This is a genomic window from Pseudomonas sp. D1-36, assembly GCF_051132205.1.
Lineage (GTDB): Bacteria > Pseudomonadota > Gammaproteobacteria > Pseudomonadales > Pseudomonadaceae > Aquipseudomonas.
Genome location: NZ_CP071674.1, coordinates 4,191,955 through 4,211,499, shown reverse-complemented (window position 1 = coordinate 4,211,499; position 19,545 = coordinate 4,191,955). Strand labels below are relative to the sequence as shown.

The window sequence follows — 19,545 nt, the reverse complement described above, 5'->3', positions numbered from 1 at the left end:
CAGCATCTTTCTCGCCCGTCCACCATCACATCTCAGCGACCGCCCATTGCATCACATCTTTCTCAAAGCTGGTGAGCTGGAGGCGCTCCACCCGAGGGGCAAGCAACCGCAGTTTTGCCAGCAAGTCGTTCAGGTGCTCTGATGGCAAGATCAGGTGCTTGATCTTGGTCGAGATCTGGGTAGGAATTCCGTATTCGTCGAGTGCGGTGAGCAGGGGATCAAGGAACATATTTTCCAGTTGCTCAGCGAAGAAGCTGAAGTCTCCAGGTTCGTACCCCTCTTGCCCCAGTACGTCGACCTGGATTTTGTGAATGGCCATGATGTCCCGAGGCAACCTGAAGCACACCATGTTTCTAATGAATTTCAGGCGCAGGTTAATAGCTTCGCTCGCTGACACATTCACCCACCGATTTTCCACCGCTTCGCTCAGGTAGGCCGGCAAGTTTTTCTGATTTCGGAGCTCGTTGATGTGCCAGGCTAACTGAGAGCTGGACGCGATCTGGTACTCCATCAGGTTCTCACCTTCCAGGCTATAGACCAGCTCACACAAGTAGTTCAGCTGGTCAGGCTCAGGGATGCCTTTCCAGCTTAACAATTCGTGGTTGTCTGGAAGCTCACCTATGATCGTTTTCGCGACCTTGACCTGCCGCTCGATAGGAATGTGGCGGTTTTCGATTAAGGTGGCGGGTGACAGCACCTCGTTGGCATACGCTTCCTGGAGCCGGCCTCGCGAGATGTCCGTGAGGTATTCGTTTTCTAGTTGCATCAACAGGCCGATAGGTGAAGTCTCATCCTGATGGCCGATGGGGTACTCGACGGTCAATCCCTGCTCAACGGGCGGTGCTTCGAGCATGAACACCTTGCCGATGAAGTATTTGTTCATTCGGCCAGCACGCCCGGAAATGTTCTTGTAGGTGAAGTAGTCGAACGTGGACGTTTTGAGGCGCCGGTCATAAATAATGACGTTTTCAGCCGACGTATTGACGCCCTCGATCATCGTGGATGTGCAAATGATTCGCTTGATAACGCCCTCGTTGAATAGCTTGACGATGTACTGCTGCAGCGCGCGAGGCACCCCGCCATGGTGTATCCCGATGCCCAGGGCTATCGCCCTGGCAACGTTCCATTCCGGGTGGTAATGCTTGGAGATCCAGGCAGCGATTTCTTGCGTCTCCGGCACCGGGGCCAACCCGGCATCTTGGATCAAATACTCAGCGACTCTGTTTGCGCTTGCCGGCGCCTGACAGTAGATCAGGGTAGGGGACTCCAGCGTCCTGACCAGCTCCAGGAGCTTTTGTGTGCGCTGTTCAGAGCGCATGCCCAGATTGAAATTCTGGATATCGACCGCGACGGTGCTGTAGTCGGACGGGATGAAATGGTACTCGTACCCGTCCAACCCAGAGATCTTCTGAATGTGCGGCCCTAGCATGTAAAACTGTGCTCCGGTCTTTGCGAGCTTGTGGAACGCCAAGCTCAGATCGACGGCGCGTGTGCTTCCATCCTTATCACTCGCCAAATCGATTTTGTAAAATTCGTCCAGGATGAAGAATTCCACATCATCCAAGTCTGGGCGCTGGATGACTCGCTCCTGCGTCAGCAGGTACACGTTAGTGGCGTCTGGCACAGCTTCCTGGCTAGGATGCGTGATCAGGTTGAAGTCCCGGAAGCGCTTGACCAAGCGGCGTCGGGTTTCGTCGATTAACGCAATGGTGGGAACGATCACCACTACCTTTTTGAACCGTCGCTGGGCAAGTACCGCGTCGATGACCAGGCTCTTGCCGACACTGGTGGAGGCGCTCAAGACGACGTTTTGACCCTGCATGATCAAGCTGAAAACGTGTGCCTGAAGGTGATGAAACACCATGCCAGGCTCTACACCTTCAACCCTGTGAGCCTCGTAAGCCAAGCGGTCAGACAGGGCCATGTTGCTCAGGTGGGGCGTGATGTAAGGAAAGAGCCCAACAGCTCGCACCATGTTGAGCAGGAGCGATTGCTCGACTGCGTCAAAGAGTGCGAATTTATCGAGCGCTCGGATCACCAGGTCGCGTCCTTCCCAATCGGAGTTGCTTCGGTTGACGATGGTATTGATGGCGAGCAGCACATCGACTGTTGAGGCTCCCTCATCATTGAGGTTGGCCAGACGGTTCTTGATCGTTTCGTAGTTCATTACCGCATCGTTCCTTGAGATCGCCGAAGCTGGCTTGGCCAGCTCGGAATACCTTCACCCTGTAGTGTTTTCAGCTGTGCAAATTGACCACACGCCCGAGGTCATACCTGCAAGTCTTCCAGTGTTTTGCAGCGAGCATTGAAGGCGTTGGTCAGCTTCTCGATGCTCTCCATTGGCACAAGGAACACCATGACCTTCACTTGCTTGATGTTCTCTGGCAACTGGGTGGTGAAGGTGCTGAAGTGGGCTTCAATCTCTTTTCTGAGGTGGTTCACGTAATCAGCTAGCCAGCCTGATGAGAGTGCGTGACTGTCGTAGGTCAACAGGATAGGAAAGCAGAGGACGTTCAGCATGTCATCGACTGGCGAGTTTCGATGCAGTGCCTGGTTGAAGGCGTCCGCTTTCGGTTGATGGTGAAGAGGCTCGCGCAGGTTGATGATGATTTCGCGTTCTGACGACAGTACCGTTTCCGAAATGGTGGCGTCCAAGACGCCGCAGATCTGGGCCAACGTCGCGTCCATGTTGCCTGCTTCAATCAGGCGCGCGAGCCCTAGCCATAGCTGATCGTCCTGGCCAGGTATCTGGACGATGTGGGCGTTGCCAAATTCGGAGAGCTTGCCACCGGATTTATAGAAAACCTTGCATGCCACGGGCTCGCTGTTTTGGCGGCTGCGCAGGATGGCGTGGAGGATCAGTTCGGCGATCAACCTATCGCGAGGCAGCTCGCTGTCGCTGAAGGTATTGATGGAACGAGCGAGCATGGCCTCGGCATTGTGCGCGAGGATATTCACGATCTCGCTCGCCTTGAGTGAGAATTCTGGGAGCCATTCGACCAGGTGTTTAGCAAAACCATCGTGCCGCCATGCCTTCAGCGCGTAGCGAACGTCGAAGCCGGAAAATGTGTGCAGCAGGCCTTCATCGGTGCTTGCGTGAAACTCGACCAGGAAGGGATCTGGACGTTTTTTGTAGGGTTTGGCTGTAGCCGTTGACTGTTCATCTGCGGCCTCTAGTAGCTGCTTGAGGTGGGCCAGAGCCGAAGCCCGCAGAATGATCTTCGTCGATGCTGCTGTTTTCACGTTGGCCGTGGCAGCCTTGTCAGCCATCTCCAAGAAATCATCGTAAATAGCCTGCATCTGGGTATTGTTGGGGCGGTTCCCGAAATCCTCAGCCAGCTTGGAGAGGGCCTTGATGTTGACCGCTTCTAATGCTTCCACATCCCCGTAGACCTGCCAGACGCAGTTCTCTGCCCAGTAGGCAAAATTCCGATTTTGTGGGGAACTGAATGTCTTGAACTTCTTGAGCAGTGCCTTGCCTCGGGCCGTGGTGGTGTCAGGCAGATTCCGCTTATCCAGCTCGGTTTTGAAGCCGTTGAGAATCTTTGCGACGTCGCGCTGGGTCACAATTCGGAAGCGGGCAGGGCCAGAACGAACATCGCAATTCAGCGATTTATGGAGCAAGGACGAGTTGGCTTTGGTGCCATCCAGCTTGGTCACCTCTTCCATATTCCATTTGTGGTCACCCTCAGTCGTCTTGACCTGGATGTACTCGTTGACGAGCTCCCCAGCGCACTGAAATACGGCCACGATATCGTCGGCGGTCTCGCACTCTACTTGGGAGTAACTGCTATCGCGCAGCATCTTGAAAATGAAGCTGACGGCTACATGGTCTTGATACTTGAAGCCTTGCCTCGCAGCGGGCCCACCTTTGTTGGATGGGCTAATAATACGCACCATGACATCCCTGTATCGCGAGTAATTTCCAGAAATGGGCATCCGATTGATCAACCTAGGTGACAAATACGGAGCCTGCTGATAACGCAACGCTACCACTAATAGCAATTGGCCGGCTATCGGCAAAAGTGAGTAAACCGACGATTGCCCGCACCGATTAAGCAGGTACTCAATACGCTTGAGAAGTTCGCTAGGTGAGCGGGGTGGTAACCAAATTTGGTGAGTGCTGACGACCCAGTTTGGACGCAAATCGAGTCTAACGAACTCGACCTGTAAAGCCAGAAAATGACCTGTTAACCTAGAAGGTTTACAGGGCATTTTTTCGGTTTACACCGTCCATAGGCTAGACTGTGGAAGGCCCGGATCAAGGCATCGTTAGCGGGGAATATCATTCAAACAAGGAGCGATAGAGCCCAATGAGCAACTCTCGGCATTGGGCTGCTGAAGCTCGTGAACACCAAAGCGGTACGCCAAATAACCTAACCCCAATGAAGCTGGCTACTGCTGCCCTCAAGTCCGGCGTGAAGCGATACTTTCCATGGCAGTTCGGTGTCGACTTCGAGGTAATCGGTCGGGGCAGTCCTCAGGATCTGTTCGATGCTCAGCTTGATGTTCGCGAATTGCTTCGCGCCCAGGATAAAACTGAATGGGTCATCATCTCGGCTGGTATGTTCACCAGCTTTCTGTTCGAGCCTGTATTCGAGGTGGTCGATTTCGAAAACGACACCTTGAACGCACTGGGCAGTCTCGAAACCAGCGTGACGCTTACGACTCCAGACGACATCGGCGCCTTGGCAGCGGAAATTGTTTTCTTCGAACCCCGCTTTCGCAATGAAATTGTTTATCTATCTGGAGACACTGTGACGTACGGAGAGGTCGCCAGCCTCCTTGAACGTGTGCTGGGTCGCCCGTTCAAACGAAACGTGTGGACTGTTCCGTACTTGCTTGAGGAATTGGAGAAAGATCCGACGCATCACATCAAGAAGTATCGCGCTGTGTTTGCTCAGGGCAAGGGTGTGTCATGGTCTAAAGCAGGTACCTTCAACGAGCAGCAGTCGATTCAAGTCACGACCGCTGAGAACTGGGCCCAGGCAAACCTGACAGCCTCTTCAGTATAAATGGGGTAGCTGAGCTAATGTTTCCGCGCTGGAAACTTACCTGCTACAACCTCTTCAGTCTGATAGGGCCACCGATAACCGAAGCTACAAAACGGGGCAGGGATACCTGATTGCCCTGAGCACCATTCCCCTAGTTTTCGGTGGTAGGGGAGCGATCCCATAGAAAGCCTACCGTCGAGCGGCTCATCCCAAGCTGCCTGGCGGTTTCGGCTTTCGTCAGCCCAGCATTCTTGCTCTCAAGCACTTGCTGCAGTTTCAGAGGATCGGCTGGGCGCGCGGCGGGGCGCTTCATAATCTCTTTACCGGTTAACTGCTCTGCGATATCGCTCGGGCTGATCTTCTCTTCTATCGCCTTCAGTTGGTCTGCTGCTTCTGTCAGCACGGTCGAGGTGGGGACGTTGTCTCGTGTCGCAATGACAAGGGAGAGCAAAGCAACCGGGCTCAGGTTAAGGGCGGCGGCGAGCTCTGTGAACTTGTCGAGGGTAGGGGAGCTGAGCGCATTCTCGATCTTTGCTGCGTAGGTGCGCGAGATGGCATGGCCCAGCCCTTCCTGGGTAAGACCCAAGCTTCCTCGGACTGTCCGTATAACTGCTGCAAGCGCCGGCCTTATCAACGCAGATCCCCTTAAAACTGAGGATGTAGCCACGGCGCGTTGTACAGTTACACAGCATATAGTGTATAAAGCCGATCATACGCGTCGCTGTGGATGCCTTATGGCGCCCACGTCATGGATGGCTTGTGAGAAGTGTCATTAGCCTGGCACTCCTACAAGCCTGTGCTTCCTTGGAAGACAGCGTGGGAGCAGCGTTCAATAAACCGCTAAATCGTCAGTTGCTTACGCTATGTCGTTGCAAACCCTATGGAGGGTGAAGGTTTGAAAGTCAGGATCTACTCAGACCTGCATCGTGAATTTCACCCTTGGAATCCCCCCGATTGTTCAGGCGTTGACCTGGTGATATTGGCTGGAGACGTCGACAAAAAGACTCGCGGTGTCCAGTGGGCCAATGAGTCGTTCGAATGCAAGGTAGCCTACGTCATGGGTAATCACGAGCTGTACGGCGGTCATCTTGATCGCACGCTGCAGAAGATGCGGGATGCCGCTGCGGCGCACGTGCATGTTCTGGAAAACCAGATCTTGGAGTTGGCTGGCGTCAGGGTGCTTGGCACGATGAGCTGGACGGATTTCACGAGCACTGGCGACCAGCTTGCCGCTAGCAACATGGCGAGAGAGTGGATGACAGATTTCAAACAGATCAGGACAGATAGTAACTACCGTCGCATCCGTCCAGATGATCTGGTCAGCCGAAATCAGCTGGCCAAGGCGTGGCTGACCGAGCAATTGAATCAACCCTATGAGGGCAAGACGGTTGTCGTGACCCATCATTGTCCGTCGTCGGTTGTGGCCGGAACTCAAAATGAAGGGCATCTCAATGCCGCTTATACCAACGAGTGGGCAAGCCTGATCGAGAAAAGTGACATATGGGTATTCGGCCACACACACCATGCTGTCGATGTAACACTTGCCGGCTGCCGATTGATTTCAAATCCGCGAGGCTATCCAAATGAGCCTACGGCTTTCGATCCGTTTTTTGAGATTGAGATCTGATGTCGAGTTCAGTGTTGAAGTATGAGTTCAGAGGCAAAGAAGGTGGCTCGGCTCCTAATCAAACCGTTCCCACCGAGGTAGTACAGGCGCGAAAACTGGATTGGGGTGTGATTGTAGACGCCTACTTGGTCGGGGCGGCCAGGGTGGGGGATCGCTTTGCGGCAAGAGTTTTTCACGATTTATCGGGCGTTAATGAAAATGCTATGACTGTAGTGACTCCCCCTCTGCAGGAGGTTGAGCGCAGGTACGGATTCAAATTAATGCGAAGTGTAAGTGGTGTGGACTACTTCGTTATTGCAAGTGAACTGAGTTCCTCAATGCCTTAAGTTCAAGATATGTGTGCGTGCTTGAGTTAGGCAAGCGCCGTTGGCATTCTAGCGATTGCACAGTGATCAGTTTTTATAGTACTTCCTTTCCTGCTTAAAAAGCGGTGGGGTAGGTGGCCTGCGTTCAAGTCAATTAAGGACGTTCCATGTCTGAACTGAAAAAAATTAAAGTAGTAGTAAAGAATTATGACGTGCAGGGATCGGGTGACCTGGATGCACTGTATGGCCGGGTTAGGCTTGAGGATGAACAAGGTCAGACGTTTTACTTCAAGCAGGTAGTAATGCCGAAATACTTGAAGCAACATGGCGCGATGGCAATGAATGTGCCACGCACATGGTTTTACAAGCATGTTTCCAAGAAATCAATTGTGGTTATCGCATTTGAGAATGCTAACGGAAAGGTTGAATATGACCTCAGTGATCTGCAGTTGATCGCTAGGTCAACGGTCATGAAAGGTATTTTAATGACGATTGCAGCGATCCCAATGGGCGTTATCGCTGCGACGGCAACTTATGGGTTGGGGCTGATACTCATTCCGATGGGATTCTGGTATGGGTATCGGAATACGTTCAAGCTGCCAGCGATGCTTAGCCGGAAAAGAATTCTCAGTGACTTTTCTGCCTATGGTATCGAGGTTCGATAAGCCATTGTCCGATGTGATGAACTTTGTGAGCATGCCCAGTATCCGGAGCAGCTCTGCGTTCTAGACCGAGCAGGAATAGAACTCTGTAGCGCCTGAATCTCTCAGACGCTATGTTTTCAAAATTAGGATTGATCGCTGAGGAGTCTTCTTAGTTCTTCGCGAAGAATGGGGCCTTATTTTCGATGAAATCGTCAGGAATGCAGGTAGTGATTGTTAGTCTGCCATTCTCAGATTTGCCGTAGTACAGCTCACTCAAAATTCCACCAAAGCGAGCAAGTGGTGCATCTTTAGTAATGATCGTATGCCCTTGGGAATTCACCAGCGAAGGCGGTGAATCTCGGGTCAGGGTGCAATGGCCTCTGATCATTAATAGTTCAGTTCAGATCCTTGAAGCTTGTTTGACTGGGGTGGAACTTGCGCAGCTTGCCGATGCGTACGTTCACGAACACATCGAGAGTGGCGTGCTTGAGGAGGTACTGAGGGAGTGGTCGGAAACCTTTCCTAGCCTGCACATATATTATCCGAAGGTCGGCAGCAGACTGCCGCTTTCAAGGTGGTTCTGAATGCGCTCAGGAGCGATGATGAACTGGCCTAATAATTCCGGACACCTCTTAAGGGCGATATGATTTCGCCAACTTGGAGGTTCCATGAACGAAAGAAAGGTCTATACCCGCGAGTTCAAGCTGCACGCTGCCAGCATGGTGCTTGATGATAACTGCCCGGTTCTAGATGTGTGTGCATCACTGGATATCGGGCCCACTGCTTTGCGACGCTGGGTTGATCAGGTTCGCAAGGAGCGTGAGGGGCAGCCAGTTAAAGGCACCAAGGCGATTACCGAAGATCAACGCCAGATTCAGGAATTGAAGGCCAAGATCAAGCGCATGGAAATGGAAGCCGAAATATTAAAAAAGGCTACCGCTCTCTTGATGTCGGATCCCGATCGTTTCCGATGATCGCAGAGCTAAGAGAGTCATTTCCGACGGCCGTGGTGTGTCGTGTTTTCGGTGTGAAGCGCAGCAGCTTTTATGAGTGGATTCAACGGCGGGCCAAGCCGCGGATCAGACGTGAAGAACTCAGGTTGAAAGTCGTTGAGCTGCACAGCGAAAGCCGCGAAGCCATGGGCTCCAGAATGATTAGCAAAGGCCTGAAGGCTCAGAAAATAACAGCTGGAAGGAGCCTTGTTCGAGCGCTGATGAGGGAGGCCAACATTGTCAGTAAACAACGTCAGCCCCACCCCTTCAGATCCAGAGGCGTGGAGGCATTTGTCGCGCCCAATCGGCTAAAACGCAACTTCAAACCGGCGGCAATCGATCAGGTTTGGTGTGGCGACGTGACCAGTCTGATGGTGGGCAAACGCTGGCTTCATCTGGCCATCGTGATTGATTTGTATGCTCGCAGGGTCATTGGCTGGGCTTTTTCTCTGGTTAATGACGCCAACTTGGTCAGCAAAGCGCTACGCATGGCGACAGAAGTACGAACGTGTCCTCCTGGGCTGATGTTTCACTCAGATCAAGGATGTCAGTACACCAGTCGCAAGTTTCAAGAAGAGCTGACGCGCCACGGCATTTTGCAAAGCATGAGCCATCGAGGGCAGTGCTGGGACAACGCTCCAACTGAGCGCTTTTTTGGCACGCTAAAGTCAGAGTGGGTACCTCGCAACGGCTACGGCCTGATCGAGGAGGCAAAAACGGACATGGTGCGTTTCTTCATGTACTACAACCGCACTAGGCTCCACAGCTACAACAACTACCTGTCGCCAATAGCCATGGAGCAAAAAGCGGCATAAACACCGTAATCGGTGTCCGGGATTACTTGACCAGTTCATGACGCGCCGGTTTGACAGCGGAAGCGATGGGGTGGGACACCTTCAATACGTATTCGGCAAACTCATCGAGGTTGGCGAAATCTTTACCCCCATTGCGGTTCAGCAGAAACCCCTGAATGCCCACGGCCATAGGGCCGTCACGGTCACACTTTTCTGAATCGCCAATCATCAGTACATCGCTTTCTCCACACGCATCGCTTGTCTTTGCCCCCAAGAGTTCGCAGGTAGCTCGATACAGGAATGGCTGGGGTTTCAGGGCTCCAACAGCGAAGCTGAAACCATAGGCATCCATCGTTGGGTACAAGCGCCGGACAGGCGCTGCATATGGGGCTGCTAGATTGGAGGCGATGGCGATCTTGATGCCCGCAGCCTGTAATCTCTCGACTGCTCGAATCCCATCTTCGAAGGCTTCGATACTGTCCAGTTCTGCTTCAAGAGCACCTTGAATCTCGGCCATGCGATCTGCAGGGATCTTGATCCCGAATTGCTTTGCCGCATCGGTCAGGCTCAGAGCACGAGCCATGATGTGGTGAAGGTCATCTGGTCGCGGCTTGCGGCCCTGGCGGATGCCCTCCTTGAGAATTTGACGATAAGGGTGAGTGGCTTTGGGGATGCAGACAAGCGTGCCGAACGCATCGAAGAGGACAAATTTGACGGTCATCTGAGCGCCTTGATCAACGTGGGGCGACTGCCCGTGAGGTCAGAAATGATACCTTGGATCAGGATTGTATGGGCTTGGCTGAGCCGTTTCGTTGAAGCCATGCTGGGGCTGCTAGTTGTCCCCTCAGCCCTTCAGGTAGCTGCCTGGTCAAAGGCAAACTGTTGAGAGCCATGCGCCTGGCTGGCATCAGCGGAGACGTCGGCAAACTGTGGGTTGAACAGGTCAGGATCGACGTGTCGTCGGGGCGAAGGTTGACTGGGGGCAAACGCCTAAACAGGCCTCGAAAGCAGTCTTTCCTCTTAGGCACGACGGTAATAGGATACCGAGTAGTGGCCTTCAGCAGCTAAGGACAGCATCGTGATCAAGAATTTGATATTGCGCGGCGTTTCGAGCTACTCCCCAGAGCAAAACTCCCATATCGGCCCACTCACGAAAGTGAACATGTTTTATGGGCACAATGGAACGGGTAAGACCACGATCGGCAATTATCTTCAAGATCCTTCTGACCTGCTGTACCACCAGTGCAAGACCCAGCCTGTCTCGGCGGAACGTGAAGTGATGGTCTACAACCACACGTTCATGGAGACCAATTTTCACGCGAGCTCACAGCCCGGCATCTTCACGCTCAATGAAGGAAATATTGAGGCCGAGAAAAAGCTGCTCGCGGCTGAAGAAGCACTCAAAAAGCTAATGGTTGAACACCAGGCCGAGGTGGCAGCGGGCAATGGATTCGGAGAGTCCCAAAAATCCAATAAAGCGAATTTGCTCGATCAGCTATGGGCCCTCAAAAGACCGTTCGATACCGGGCCTCTGCGGTACTGCTTCACTTCTCTCAACACAAAGGAACGGCTTGGGGAAAAGCTACGCACCCTGTCTCTTGTGCCGTCGCCGGATGATTTCTCAGCGTTGGCGGCGGAGGCGGAACAGCTGCAATCAGCCAGTGATGCTGAGCTGCCTGGTATACCCATAATCCGGTTTGCGGAAGCGGACGTTGAAGCCAGCTCTCTGCTATCGGAGGCCATTGCCGGCTCCGGTGACTCCTATCTTTCCGCCTTGATCACCGACCTGGGGAACTCCGATTGGGTAAAGCGAGGGTTGCAGTACCCGCAGTGGGAAGAGTGCCCGTTTTGTCAGCAAACTCTACCTTCTGGATTTTACGAAGAAATCCAGAAGGTGTTCGACAAGACGTATGAACAGCGCATCACCCAATTGAAAGCCCTGAAAACGCGGTACGAAGGCGGGGTCACTCGCTTGAGAACCCAGTTCAAGCGTCCCGAATACGACGCGTCTGAGTATCAACTGCTGATTACGAAACTCGATGCTCTGCTTTCGCAGAACACGCAAAAGCTGGATGCCAAAGTGGCCAGTCCTTCAATGGTAGTGGCACTAGAGCCTACCGGGTTGATCATTGATGATCTCACCGACTTGATTGCGGAAGGTCAAAGGAAAATCGATGCTTTCAATCTCAAGGTGAAAGACAAGAAAAATCACCTGGAGAAAATCAAGGCGCGCTTCTGGGTCTGCTTCAGATCCAGTTGCGATACAGCTATTGCATCGGCCAGGAAGGTGCATGAGGAGCTTGGGGTCAAGAAGGAAGCGAAACGCAAGCTGGCGGATGAGATCCGTCTCAAGTCACAAGCTCACCAAGATGTCATCGCCGAGAGTAAAGCTAAGATCACGAATATCGATCAATCTATTGGCAGCATTAACTCGTCGCTTGCCGCACTGGGCCTGAACGGCTTTCTGGTGGTCAGGGAGGAGGGGGAGTTGCCGCGCTATCGCCTGCAGCGGCCTGATCAGCAGGCTGGGGTATTCAAGACGCTCAGCGAGGGAGAAAAGACCCTTATCTCATTCCTGTACTTTCTTGAAGTCTGTAATGGCGAGCTCGACGATAAAGGTGGCAAGCTCAAAAGTGAGCGGATCATTGTCATTGACGATCCTATCTCAAGCCTCTCTCACAACTATATTTACGACATCGCCACAATGATTCATAGGCGAGTGCTGAGCCCCAAGGAACGCTTCAAACAAGTATTTATCCTGACGCATAATTTGTTCTTCTTTCATGAAATGCTCAAGCACCTAAAGAAGTCCGATGAGTACTCGTTGTTCCGTATTACCAAAGCAGCTCACAGCATGATCACCCCGATGAAGGCCAGTGATGTACAGAATGACTATCAATCATTCTGGCAGGCCATCAAGGATGCTCAAGCAGGTCGCACTTCTTCTAGCGTTATTCCGAACATGATGCGAAATATTTTGGAGTACTACTTTACCTTCGTACATCGGCAAGACGAGCTCCAGGCAGCACTCATGGCCCTGTCTGATGAGGATGCAGAATTCAAAGGACTCTATAGGTACGTGAACCGCGAGTCTCATTCCGACGCAGTCAATTTGACTGATTTTGGTGAGATTGTGCCGTCGCATTACGTGGATCGGATTCAGGCAGGTATTTGTGAGGACTGGCTTTGAAGAGCACTATGAGAAAATGATGGGGGAGCAAACCTGAGTCGGGTGTTGATGTAAGTTTTGGCCGAAATAGTGAAGGTGTTAGCCATGGCGATTTAAAGCAGGTTTATCTCGTAGACTGTTATGTTGGTACTAACCAAGGAAGGAGGGGGGTAAGGGTTATGTATAATTTCCTAGTGACGTCTCGTGAGGGGGCATGGGAAAGCGGCTATGAGTATGATAAGAGCCGCTTTCTGGAGTACACGAACGATGATATTGCTGCAAGTTTCAAAGAGCTGAAAGAGCCTCAGCTTAAAGCACTGATGGAGCTCCCTTGCCTCTTTGCTTACGAGGGCACGCGTCACGCCATGAGAGTGGGGAAGCTTGAGGTGAAGCTTCGTAGTAACGGCAAAATTTTGTTTGCTCGACCGATCATGGACGATCGAATCGCACCCATTGAGTTTGAGCAGATCAAACCTCTTCAAGCCGCTCTTGATATTCGCGATTGGGAGATCAATCGCACGCACTGGGCAGTCAAAGACGAAGATCTTTTCGCCATTCTTCACCACTCAGGTATTTTGCCGGAAGGGATGGTTGGCTCGAAAGTCACCAAGGAAGATCTTCCTGCCACCTCGCTACCGGAAACTCACGCTGACAGCGTCGGTGCCTTTATTGAACATGTTTTTCGACTAAACCATGGCCATCGCGAGGTCTTTTATCGGGGGCACTCCAATAGCAAAAAGTATCGCTTGGAGCCCTCAATTTTCCGCAGGGATCAGGGTGGTAACTTCGTATACCGAGATGCTGAGGATAGGATGTATCGGGAGCTTCTGGTTTCCAACTCCCTGGATTTCAGTGGCGACATTTATACCCTGGATCGCCTAGTGCGGATGCAACATTATTCGCTGCCGACACGGTTGCTTGATATTACATCGAACCCATTGATTGGGTTGTACTTCTGCTGCAAGAGCCACTTAGATGAGACTGGAGAGGTCATCGTGCTCTCCATGGATCCTGGTTATATAAAGTACTTCGATTCCGACACGGCGAGTTGTATTGCTAATCTTTCTCGTTTGTCCAAGGGCGTCAGGACTCAATCATATTCGATTCTGAAGACGTAGATGGCTTTAACGATCAGCGGGCATTGAAGCAGTTGCTTCATTTTATCAAGGAAGAAAAGCCATTCTTTGAACCCCGCCTAGAGCCTGGGCATCTTCGCTCCGTGTTGTGCGTCAAAGGAAAACATACCAATAGCAGAATCTCATTTCAGTCAGGAGCTTTCCTTCTGTTCGGTGATGAGGCAGTTTTAGATGAGGAGGGAACTCCGGACATCACACTTCATCGTATAGCGGTGACGAATAAGAAGAGTATTTTGAAAGAGCTAGATCGGTTGAATATAAATGAAAGTACCGTGTTTCCCTATATAGAGAGCTCAGCGAAGTACATTGCTCAGAAGTTTGCCTTTCAAGCCAGTGAGTGATTAATTACCACCGTAAGCTCGGTCAGGAATATAAGGTAACTCAAGACGGTGTGATTCACCTTTGAACGTTATGTCAACACGGCACCGTCTCTACCTTGCGAGTTAAGGCAGAGACGGCCTGGGTAGAAGGCCACGGGGGCCTGGTTACCTACCGTCGCACGTAGCCCGCCTTATTTAGGTACGACGCTTCTTGGTTTTCAAGGCCGCATCAGCGCCTGTCGTAGTGAGTGAGACGTAGTGTTCGGCCATGGAACTGGAGGAGTGACCCAACTGATCGGCGATTCGCTCGCCAGGCTGTTGCGGTAGGGTGGAAGCTGCTAGCTGTGCCATAGCTGCCCGTCTCAATGTGCTCGGCGTGAGTGTTGAGCGAGGGAGTTGAGCTTCTCGTTCCCACGACTGAAAAATCCGAAGCAGTTGCGATGTCGACATGGGTTGCGTCCGTTCATTACCGTGAAAGAGGTAGTCATCGGCAGAGAGATTCTCCGCGCTGATGTACTTCTCGATCACCGCTATGTTCGCAACGGGCAATGGTGATGTCGCTTTCGTGACCTCCACAGTCATCTCCCTGCTCGAAGGCATGTAGGTAACCAAGCTGACAACTTGGGAAACCTTGGCACCAAGGATGACGTGCCCCCGAAGCCCTGTCTCCAGCAATGCAAAAAGGCTCCGGTCGCGAAGGCTTCCTGAGTTTTCGACGATCTGCTTGATCGCATCACTGTGAGTGAAGACATCCAGCCCCAACGAAATGGCGTGGAGCTTCGATGGCTTGTGCGTTAGAGGGGGACACGTGTAGCGCGGGACTTCTGACTCTGGGGCGGTAGTGTTCACCGGACAGATTTCAGTCTGGTCTAAATCAGGCATTGGGATCTTGGTCACCTCAACGCCTCGTGAGGCAGCCCCCTTGAACGTGCTAAGTGCTTTCAACGTGAGAGTTTCGACAAAAGAGTCAAGGACACTGCGCGGTACTGAGGCATCGCTGGCCAAGGCCAGTACCGAAGAAATCGCCGCCGCGATCTGGGCGTGCACGGCGGGCAGGACAGGAGTTTCTGCATCCCGAGGGCAGGTGACGGACGCTTTCCTGAGGTGGTGGTAGCTCGTATACCCTAGCCCTTTAGAAAGGGTCTCACGAGCAAGAGAAAGCAAGATGGGCGAATTCCCTGGCCATCTTTTCTGAATGCTTTTAGCGAGTCTTTTAAAGGCGGTTTGGGGCAGCAGATCTTCGGGATAGATCGGAACGCGCATGGCAATTCTCCAATGTCACGGTGTCGGCTGCCCGCTGACAATTGTCGAAGTGCGTGCGAAAAAAGGGCGAAGCACCTGATGCGCAAAGGCTTTGCATGCCGACCGCTCGATCCAGGAAAACCGAAGGCGGCACCGTACCACCGCTCCTGGTGCTAATCAACTCTGGAGGGCTCGCCAGCAGGGCAGTCTTGCCCTTGGGGCGGATTTGTAGGCTGCACTGATGGAAGTCATCGTACAGGCGCGTTCAATGGCGGAAACTGTCCTTGGTCACGAGCAAACCGAGACGCCTGAGGTGTACTCCCCCTGCTTAGGAGGGTAGTTAGGGGAGGCGGTCAATCGCGGCGCCGTAGTCAAAGTTCATGGTTGATCCGGACACGAGGATTGCTTCGAGCTGATGCTTGGATGCGTTCTTGACGATGCGAAATTCGCTGACTTCCCCTGCCTGGCCGGTGAGTTTCCAGATCAACCTGAGCTTCTCGGTGGCCATGCCCAGCTGTATCGCACCTTGGGCAGACTTGGCCAGGAAGGCATTGAGCTTGCTCTTCAGCTCAAATCTGGAGTCGTATGGGTAGGGGCCGAGGGTGAAGGGGCCGTCCCCGATAATTCGATCAAACTCGATTCTGGGCTTCATGTGTAATGCCTGGATTTGGCGATGCTCCCTCGTGCGGTTCCAAACCGTGATACCCCTGGCGGTACAGCGCTCGATCCAGCGTGTCTCTGCCTCCAATGAGGCCTCTTCAGATTCGCAGGTTTCCACAACTTTGAATGCTGGGGTCATCCCGTCATCGAGTATCTGGGCGATCTTGGCTGCCGCGCGCTTGCAGTCGTGGTTGGCTTTCCCGAGATGGCCTCGCTGCCGGCCTTCGAAGTCGCCTGTCTGCCCCACGTAGAATGGCTCCTCCGTTACGGGATCAATGATCAGATAGACGACATAGTCCTTGGCAACCACGCCGTCTAGGGTTGTTTGTTCAGGGGTGGCCGTCGGCTGCTTCCCTGAGGCTTGTGTGCTGAAGTGAAGAACCGGTGAGTGATTCGAGCCTGGCGTGGGGGTGTTCTGGCGGTACCACTCCTCAGCGAGTTCAAGCGTTGCGAACGACTGGTGTTTCGCTTCCGGAAAACGGTCAATCGACAAGCGAGCCCCACCTTCCCAGCTATTGAAAATCCCGAGTTTCCGTCCGTGGACAACAGCGTAGAACTTCGGCTTCTTGGCCATCCTGTGCAACCTCCCTGAATCACTTAATCGGCCTGCGGGGTGATCTGCAAACCTCGCAATGCTTTCAGGCACCGAACCCATGCTCAATGCGCGCAAGAAGTTTCAAGGCGTCGTCGATGTGGACATCCATCGGGCGTTTTGCTCCCAACGCTCGTAAGGGTTTCGATAGCCAGTCCCCCGCGCTTTTCTTGTCGCCGAAGATTGCCATGGCTGCATCAAGCAACCGTGAGTCAATCGTTTCCGAAGACTCTGGGCTTTCCTCCCTCGGACTCATCGCGTCATTGATTGCCTCTGCGAGCGTTTCCAAGGCCTCTCTGAGGCGGGTATTTTCTCGGAAATCATCAGAGCTTGGCTGGTGCTCTGTGCAATGGTGCAACAGCGCCTGCGCGTCGTTATGGTTCAGGTCGAGCTCGATCAGCATGTCGATTCCTTGGGTGGGCTCAGTATCCGGATTATGGCTACGTCCGGATCGAGTATCTGGCAGACGCAATGGACGGCATTACTGCCCACAGTGAAGGGCAGCGCTTATTCCTGAGCAATCTGGGTCTTGAGCCGTTGAATGGTATTCCCATCGCAACACTTCAGCCATCATGCCCGTCTTTCTGAACAGGCCCAGGTATTGCCAGCACCATGCGAAACGAAAATGTGAAGGACGGCGAGGCTACCAAGATGGTGTGCTATCAGTGCGTGCACGACCCCTTCCTTGGGAGGAAGATTCAGCGCAGTGGGGCCTCTTCTCAGTGCAGCCTGTGCGACTTGAAGCGCAAGTGTGTACCTCTCGCTGAGATCGTCGAACGGGTCAATGAAATCCTTCGTGTCTATATCACAGAAGGTGATCACGTTTGGCGTTGGAGCGGTGGGCGGATCGACCAGCAAGAAGGCGAGGGCATCGAATACTGGGTCAGCGAAATTTTTGGCTGCGACAACATTGAACCTATTGTGGGTGCAGTTTGCCGGCGCCTGACGTCATACAGTGACGACATTCGGTACTCCAGACAACGTTTCAGCTTGGATGACATCGGCCACCAGTGGTGCGAATTCCAAGAAGGTATGAAGCATGGAATCCGCTTCTTCAACGACAGCGCCAAGGCGTTCCTGGACTGGATCTTCAAAGATCTGGACAAGTACTCAGCCTCATCTGATGAGCATGCTGTGGTGCGATTGCTCACACCTGAAGGCTCGCCACCGATCTACCGCGCGCGAACCTGCATGAGCTCCGAAAGCGTCTCCGAGATCACAGCTGATCCTGCACGTAATCTTGGTGCTCCTCCAAAGGAGCGGGCCGGTGAAGGAAGGATGAACCCCGCAGGTGTTCCAGCCTTTTACGGAGCCTTCGAGCGTAAGACCTGTGTCGCTGAGCTGCGTCCCCCGGTCGGCGGCACCGTCGTGAGTGGCAAGTTCAGGTTGGTCAGGGCGGTAAAGGTGTTGGATTTCGGACGTTTCGAAAACGCAGACCTTGGGCCCATGCCAAGCTTCTTTGACTCCAAATACCATTCAAAGGTGGGGCGGCGGGATTTCCTGAGGTATTTGCATGATGCAATCACGGTGCCGGTGCTCCCTGGAGCAGAGCGCGATTATCTGACCACCCAAGTCATCGCAGAATACCTGGCGACGCATTGCAAGCCCCGTATCGACGGAGTGATCTTCAAGTCGGTGCAGGAGAGTGCCGGCAGCAACATTGTGCTGTTCTCGCACGTCGCCTGCGCTGCCACCGCGTCGATGGGAAGGATTCAGAACGGCTATATGGTCAGAGGCCCCAAGGAGTCCGATGGGCCTTGCATCGAGTATGTCAGTGACAGCCTTGTCTACCACGGGATCCGGCAGGTGAAGTACGACACAGATGATCAGGCGCTGCTGGAGGACAAGTTGTTGCCATTGCCAGTGCAAAGCGCGCTGACTCCCCCAAGTGGCGCGCACTCGCTTCCGACAGGTATGGAAGGGCTGCTGGACGGGGATTTCTGATTGAGTTTAGGTCAGTGGTCAGTGGCATCAGGGTTCGGGGGGGCGGGGCTCTACAAGCCTCTATCGTCGTCGGTGCATGTGCCAGTAGCCCTGGGCTGATCTTGTAGACGTTCATGCTTAGTGGGTCTCCTACAGCCATTGAGCGATCTTCTGCGTGAAGCCAGTGCTGCGTGGGCTGTGTGTTCGGGTGTTTTGGCAAGGGTTTTCAGGTTTTGCAGGTGTTTGCAGGCCTTTCGCTGATCTGTAGATTTCAGTGCCGGAGCGATCGTAGGAAGGCGTCCACGGTGCGCTCCACGATCTGCTCGATCTCCTCGCGGGCAAGCGGCTCGCTGTTGGCCCTGACCTGTTTCCAGAGAACCCGACCATCGAGCGTCTCCATGAAGTCGCAGGCGGCTGTCTCAGGCTCTTGAACTGCCAAGACACCTCTGCGTGCCAGTTCGGCCAAGTAATCGCTGATGACGGTCAATACCGGCGCTTGGATAACCTCGTCAAATCGGCTGGCCAGCATAGGGAATCTTCTGCCTTCCATGATGACCATGCGTAGGAAGTCGGCGGCTGTCGGGCCAGACCAGAAGCACGCGAACTCGGTGGCGATCTGCATGAGGCCTCTCTTCGGGTCGGACAGAGCGCGCTCATCTGTTGCAACGTTCATGATGGGGAAGGCTTTCCACATCCGCTCTGCCACCGCCACGAAAAGCGACTCCTTGCCATCGGGGAAGCGGTTGTACAGAGCCTGGCGGGTCACCGCTGCCGCCTTGGCAATCTCCTCCATGCTCGCTCCTTCGTACCCGTGCTCAATGAACATCCTGGCCGCAGCCGCCAGAATCCGGACTGGGCGTGATGCGCTTTCGCCTGGGTTGAGCAAGTCGTCGACAGGGGAGGATGTGGCCACGTTCATATCAGTTACCTGTGTAGAGTAGGTTAAGTGTTACTGAAAGAGATGCGATTCGCCACCCATGTTTTGTGTGACTAGCTTTACTTGGATGTAAAGTAAAGCTGAATGGGTTGCGGGGATTGGTGAGTGGGAATAGTTGTTGCTGGATTATTTGGACAGGGGCGCTGTTTGATTATCTACCGTTTCGCTTTTGGTTTTGGTTGGGCTTATGCTCTGCTCGGGTTGGATGGT

The 19,545-nt window shown here is 53.3% G+C and carries 15 protein-coding genes and 2 pseudogenes; 9 read left to right on the top strand and 8 right to left on the bottom strand.

The window, feature by feature from the left end:
- Positions 1 to 25: 25 nt before the first annotated feature.
- Positions 26 to 2,167, bottom strand: a complete 2,142-nt coding sequence (locus J3P76_RS18670; protein ID WP_434701096.1) for a DEAD/DEAH box helicase — start codon at positions 2,165 to 2,167, stop codon at positions 26 to 28.
- Positions 2,168 to 2,268: 101 nt separating this feature from the next.
- The gene (locus J3P76_RS18665; RefSeq protein WP_434701095.1) at positions 2,269 to 3,900 is read right to left on the bottom strand and encodes a HamA C-terminal domain-containing protein; all 1,632 of its coding nucleotides are present in this window, start codon (positions 3,898 to 3,900) and stop codon (positions 2,269 to 2,271) included.
- A 479-nt stretch (positions 3,901 to 4,379) separates the two neighbouring features.
- On the opposite strand from J3P76_RS18665, the pseudogene J3P76_RS18660 reads away from it, so the two are divergent.
- Positions 4,380 to 5,015: pseudogene (locus tag J3P76_RS18660) on the top strand (aromatic alcohol reductase); the annotation flags it as partial.
- Positions 5,016 to 5,145: 130 nt separating this feature from the next.
- On the opposite strand, the gene J3P76_RS18655 reads toward J3P76_RS18660, so the two are convergent.
- A complete protein-coding gene (locus tag J3P76_RS18655; RefSeq protein WP_019094705.1) occupies positions 5,146 to 5,580 on the bottom strand; it encodes a helix-turn-helix domain-containing protein in 435 nt (144 codons plus the stop codon).
- Between the two features lie 309 nt (positions 5,581 to 5,889).
- On the opposite strand from J3P76_RS18655, the gene J3P76_RS18650 reads away from it, so the two are divergent.
- The 4 genes from J3P76_RS18650 (at position 5,890) to J3P76_RS18635 (ending at position 9,377) form a co-directional block, all read left to right on the top strand.
- Positions 5,890 to 6,621 carry a metallophosphoesterase family protein gene (locus J3P76_RS18650; protein ID WP_123487363.1) on the top strand — a complete coding sequence of 244 codons (732 nt, stop codon included), beginning with the start codon at positions 5,890 to 5,892 and terminating at the stop codon, positions 6,619 to 6,621.
- Between the two features lie 472 nt (positions 6,622 to 7,093).
- Positions 7,094 to 7,591, top strand: a complete 498-nt coding sequence (locus J3P76_RS18645; RefSeq protein ID WP_123487361.1) for a hypothetical protein — start codon at positions 7,094 to 7,096, stop codon at positions 7,589 to 7,591.
- Between the two features lie 647 nt (positions 7,592 to 8,238).
- Complete coding sequence (locus tag J3P76_RS18640) at positions 8,239 to 8,544, top strand: transposase (RefSeq protein ID WP_181286468.1); 306 nt, start codon at positions 8,239 to 8,241, stop codon at positions 8,542 to 8,544.
- On the top strand, positions 8,541 to 9,377 hold the full coding sequence (locus J3P76_RS18635) for an IS3 family transposase (protein ID WP_202600572.1): 837 nt from the start codon (positions 8,541 to 8,543) through the stop codon (positions 9,375 to 9,377). The genes J3P76_RS18640 and J3P76_RS18635 overlap by 4 nt, the downstream gene beginning before the upstream one ends.
- A 22-nt stretch (positions 9,378 to 9,399) precedes the next feature.
- On the opposite strand, the gene J3P76_RS18630 is transcribed toward J3P76_RS18635, so the two are convergent.
- Positions 9,400 to 10,077, bottom strand: a complete 678-nt coding sequence (locus J3P76_RS18630; RefSeq protein WP_434701094.1) for an HAD family hydrolase — start codon at positions 10,075 to 10,077, stop codon at positions 9,400 to 9,402.
- Positions 10,078 to 10,434: 357 nt separating this feature from the next.
- On the opposite strand from J3P76_RS18630, the pseudogene J3P76_RS18625 reads away from it, so the two are divergent.
- The 3 genes and pseudogenes from J3P76_RS18625 to J3P76_RS18615 all read left to right on the top strand — a co-directional run bounded on the left by J3P76_RS18625 (position 10,435) and on the right by J3P76_RS18615 (position 14,002).
- Positions 10,435 to 12,583: pseudogene (locus J3P76_RS18625) on the top strand (AAA family ATPase).
- 121 nt (positions 12,584 to 12,704) lie between these two features.
- The gene (locus J3P76_RS18620) at positions 12,705 to 13,643 is read left to right on the top strand and encodes an FRG domain-containing protein (protein ID WP_434701093.1); all 939 of its coding nucleotides are present in this window, start codon (positions 12,705 to 12,707) and stop codon (positions 13,641 to 13,643) included.
- A 23-nt stretch (positions 13,644 to 13,666) separates the two neighbouring features.
- The gene (locus J3P76_RS18615) at positions 13,667 to 14,002 is read left to right on the top strand and encodes a hypothetical protein (protein ID WP_434701092.1); all 336 of its coding nucleotides are present in this window, start codon (positions 13,667 to 13,669) and stop codon (positions 14,000 to 14,002) included.
- A gap of 174 nt (positions 14,003 to 14,176) precedes the next feature.
- Here J3P76_RS18615 and J3P76_RS18610 read toward each other — a convergent pair whose 3' ends face one another.
- The 3 genes from J3P76_RS18610 to J3P76_RS18600 all read right to left on the bottom strand — a co-directional run bounded on the left by J3P76_RS18610 (position 14,177) and on the right by J3P76_RS18600 (position 16,878).
- Complete coding sequence (locus tag J3P76_RS18610) at positions 14,177 to 15,244, bottom strand: tyrosine-type recombinase/integrase (RefSeq protein WP_434701091.1); 1,068 nt, start codon at positions 15,242 to 15,244, stop codon at positions 14,177 to 14,179.
- A 319-nt stretch (positions 15,245 to 15,563) separates the two neighbouring features.
- The gene (locus tag J3P76_RS18605) at positions 15,564 to 16,457 is read right to left on the bottom strand and encodes a ribonuclease H1 domain-containing protein (protein WP_434701090.1); all 894 of its coding nucleotides are present in this window, start codon (positions 16,455 to 16,457) and stop codon (positions 15,564 to 15,566) included.
- Between the two features lie 64 nt (positions 16,458 to 16,521).
- Positions 16,522 to 16,878, bottom strand: coding sequence for an MbcA/ParS/Xre antitoxin family protein (locus J3P76_RS18600; RefSeq protein WP_153330858.1), 357 nt, complete (start codon positions 16,876 to 16,878; stop codon positions 16,522 to 16,524).
- Between the two features lie 209 nt (positions 16,879 to 17,087).
- Between J3P76_RS18600 and J3P76_RS18595 the strand changes: the two genes are divergently transcribed.
- Positions 17,088 to 18,419 (top strand): RES family NAD+ phosphorylase, encoded by a 1,332-nt coding sequence (locus tag J3P76_RS18595; RefSeq protein ID WP_434701089.1) that lies wholly within the window; start codon positions 17,088 to 17,090, stop codon positions 18,417 to 18,419.
- A 250-nt stretch (positions 18,420 to 18,669) separates the two neighbouring features.
- On the opposite strand, the gene J3P76_RS18590 is transcribed toward J3P76_RS18595, so the two are convergent.
- Entirely contained in the window at positions 18,670 to 19,191 is a 522-nt protein-coding gene (locus J3P76_RS18590) for a TetR/AcrR family transcriptional regulator C-terminal domain-containing protein (RefSeq protein WP_434701088.1), read from the bottom strand.
- Positions 19,192 to 19,545 lie beyond the last annotated feature (354 nt).

Coding starts and splice junctions, on each gene's coding strand:
- J3P76_RS18605 (WP_434701090.1), bottom strand. CDS start 16,457: ATGGCCAAGAAGCCGAAGTTCTACGCTGTTGTCCACGGACGGAAACTC.
- J3P76_RS18670 (WP_434701096.1), bottom strand. CDS start 2,167: ATGAACTACGAAACGATCAAGAACCGTCTGGCCAACCTCAATGATGAG.
- J3P76_RS18645 (WP_123487361.1), top strand. CDS start 7,094: ATGTCTGAACTGAAAAAAATTAAAGTAGTAGTAAAGAATTATGACGTG.
- J3P76_RS18600 (WP_153330858.1), bottom strand. CDS start 16,878: ATGCTGATCGAGCTCGACCTGAACCATAACGACGCGCAGGCGCTGTTG.
- J3P76_RS18595 (WP_434701089.1), top strand. CDS start 17,088: ATGCGAAACGAAAATGTGAAGGACGGCGAGGCTACCAAGATGGTGTGC.
- J3P76_RS18610 (WP_434701091.1), bottom strand. CDS start 15,244: ATGCGCGTTCCGATCTATCCCGAAGATCTGCTGCCCCAAACCGCCTTT.
- J3P76_RS18635 (WP_202600572.1), top strand. CDS start 8,541: ATGATCGCAGAGCTAAGAGAGTCATTTCCGACGGCCGTGGTGTGTCGT.
- J3P76_RS18590 (WP_434701088.1), bottom strand. CDS start 19,191: ATGGAGGAGATTGCCAAGGCGGCAGCGGTGACCCGCCAGGCTCTGTAC.
- J3P76_RS18630 (WP_434701094.1), bottom strand. CDS start 10,077: ATGACCGTCAAATTTGTCCTCTTCGATGCGTTCGGCACGCTTGTCTGC.
- J3P76_RS18665 (WP_434701095.1), bottom strand. CDS start 3,900: ATGGTGCGTATTATTAGCCCATCCAACAAAGGTGGGCCCGCTGCGAGG.
- J3P76_RS18640 (WP_181286468.1), top strand. CDS start 8,239: ATGAACGAAAGAAAGGTCTATACCCGCGAGTTCAAGCTGCACGCTGCC.
- J3P76_RS18620 (WP_434701093.1), top strand. CDS start 12,705: ATGTATAATTTCCTAGTGACGTCTCGTGAGGGGGCATGGGAAAGCGGC.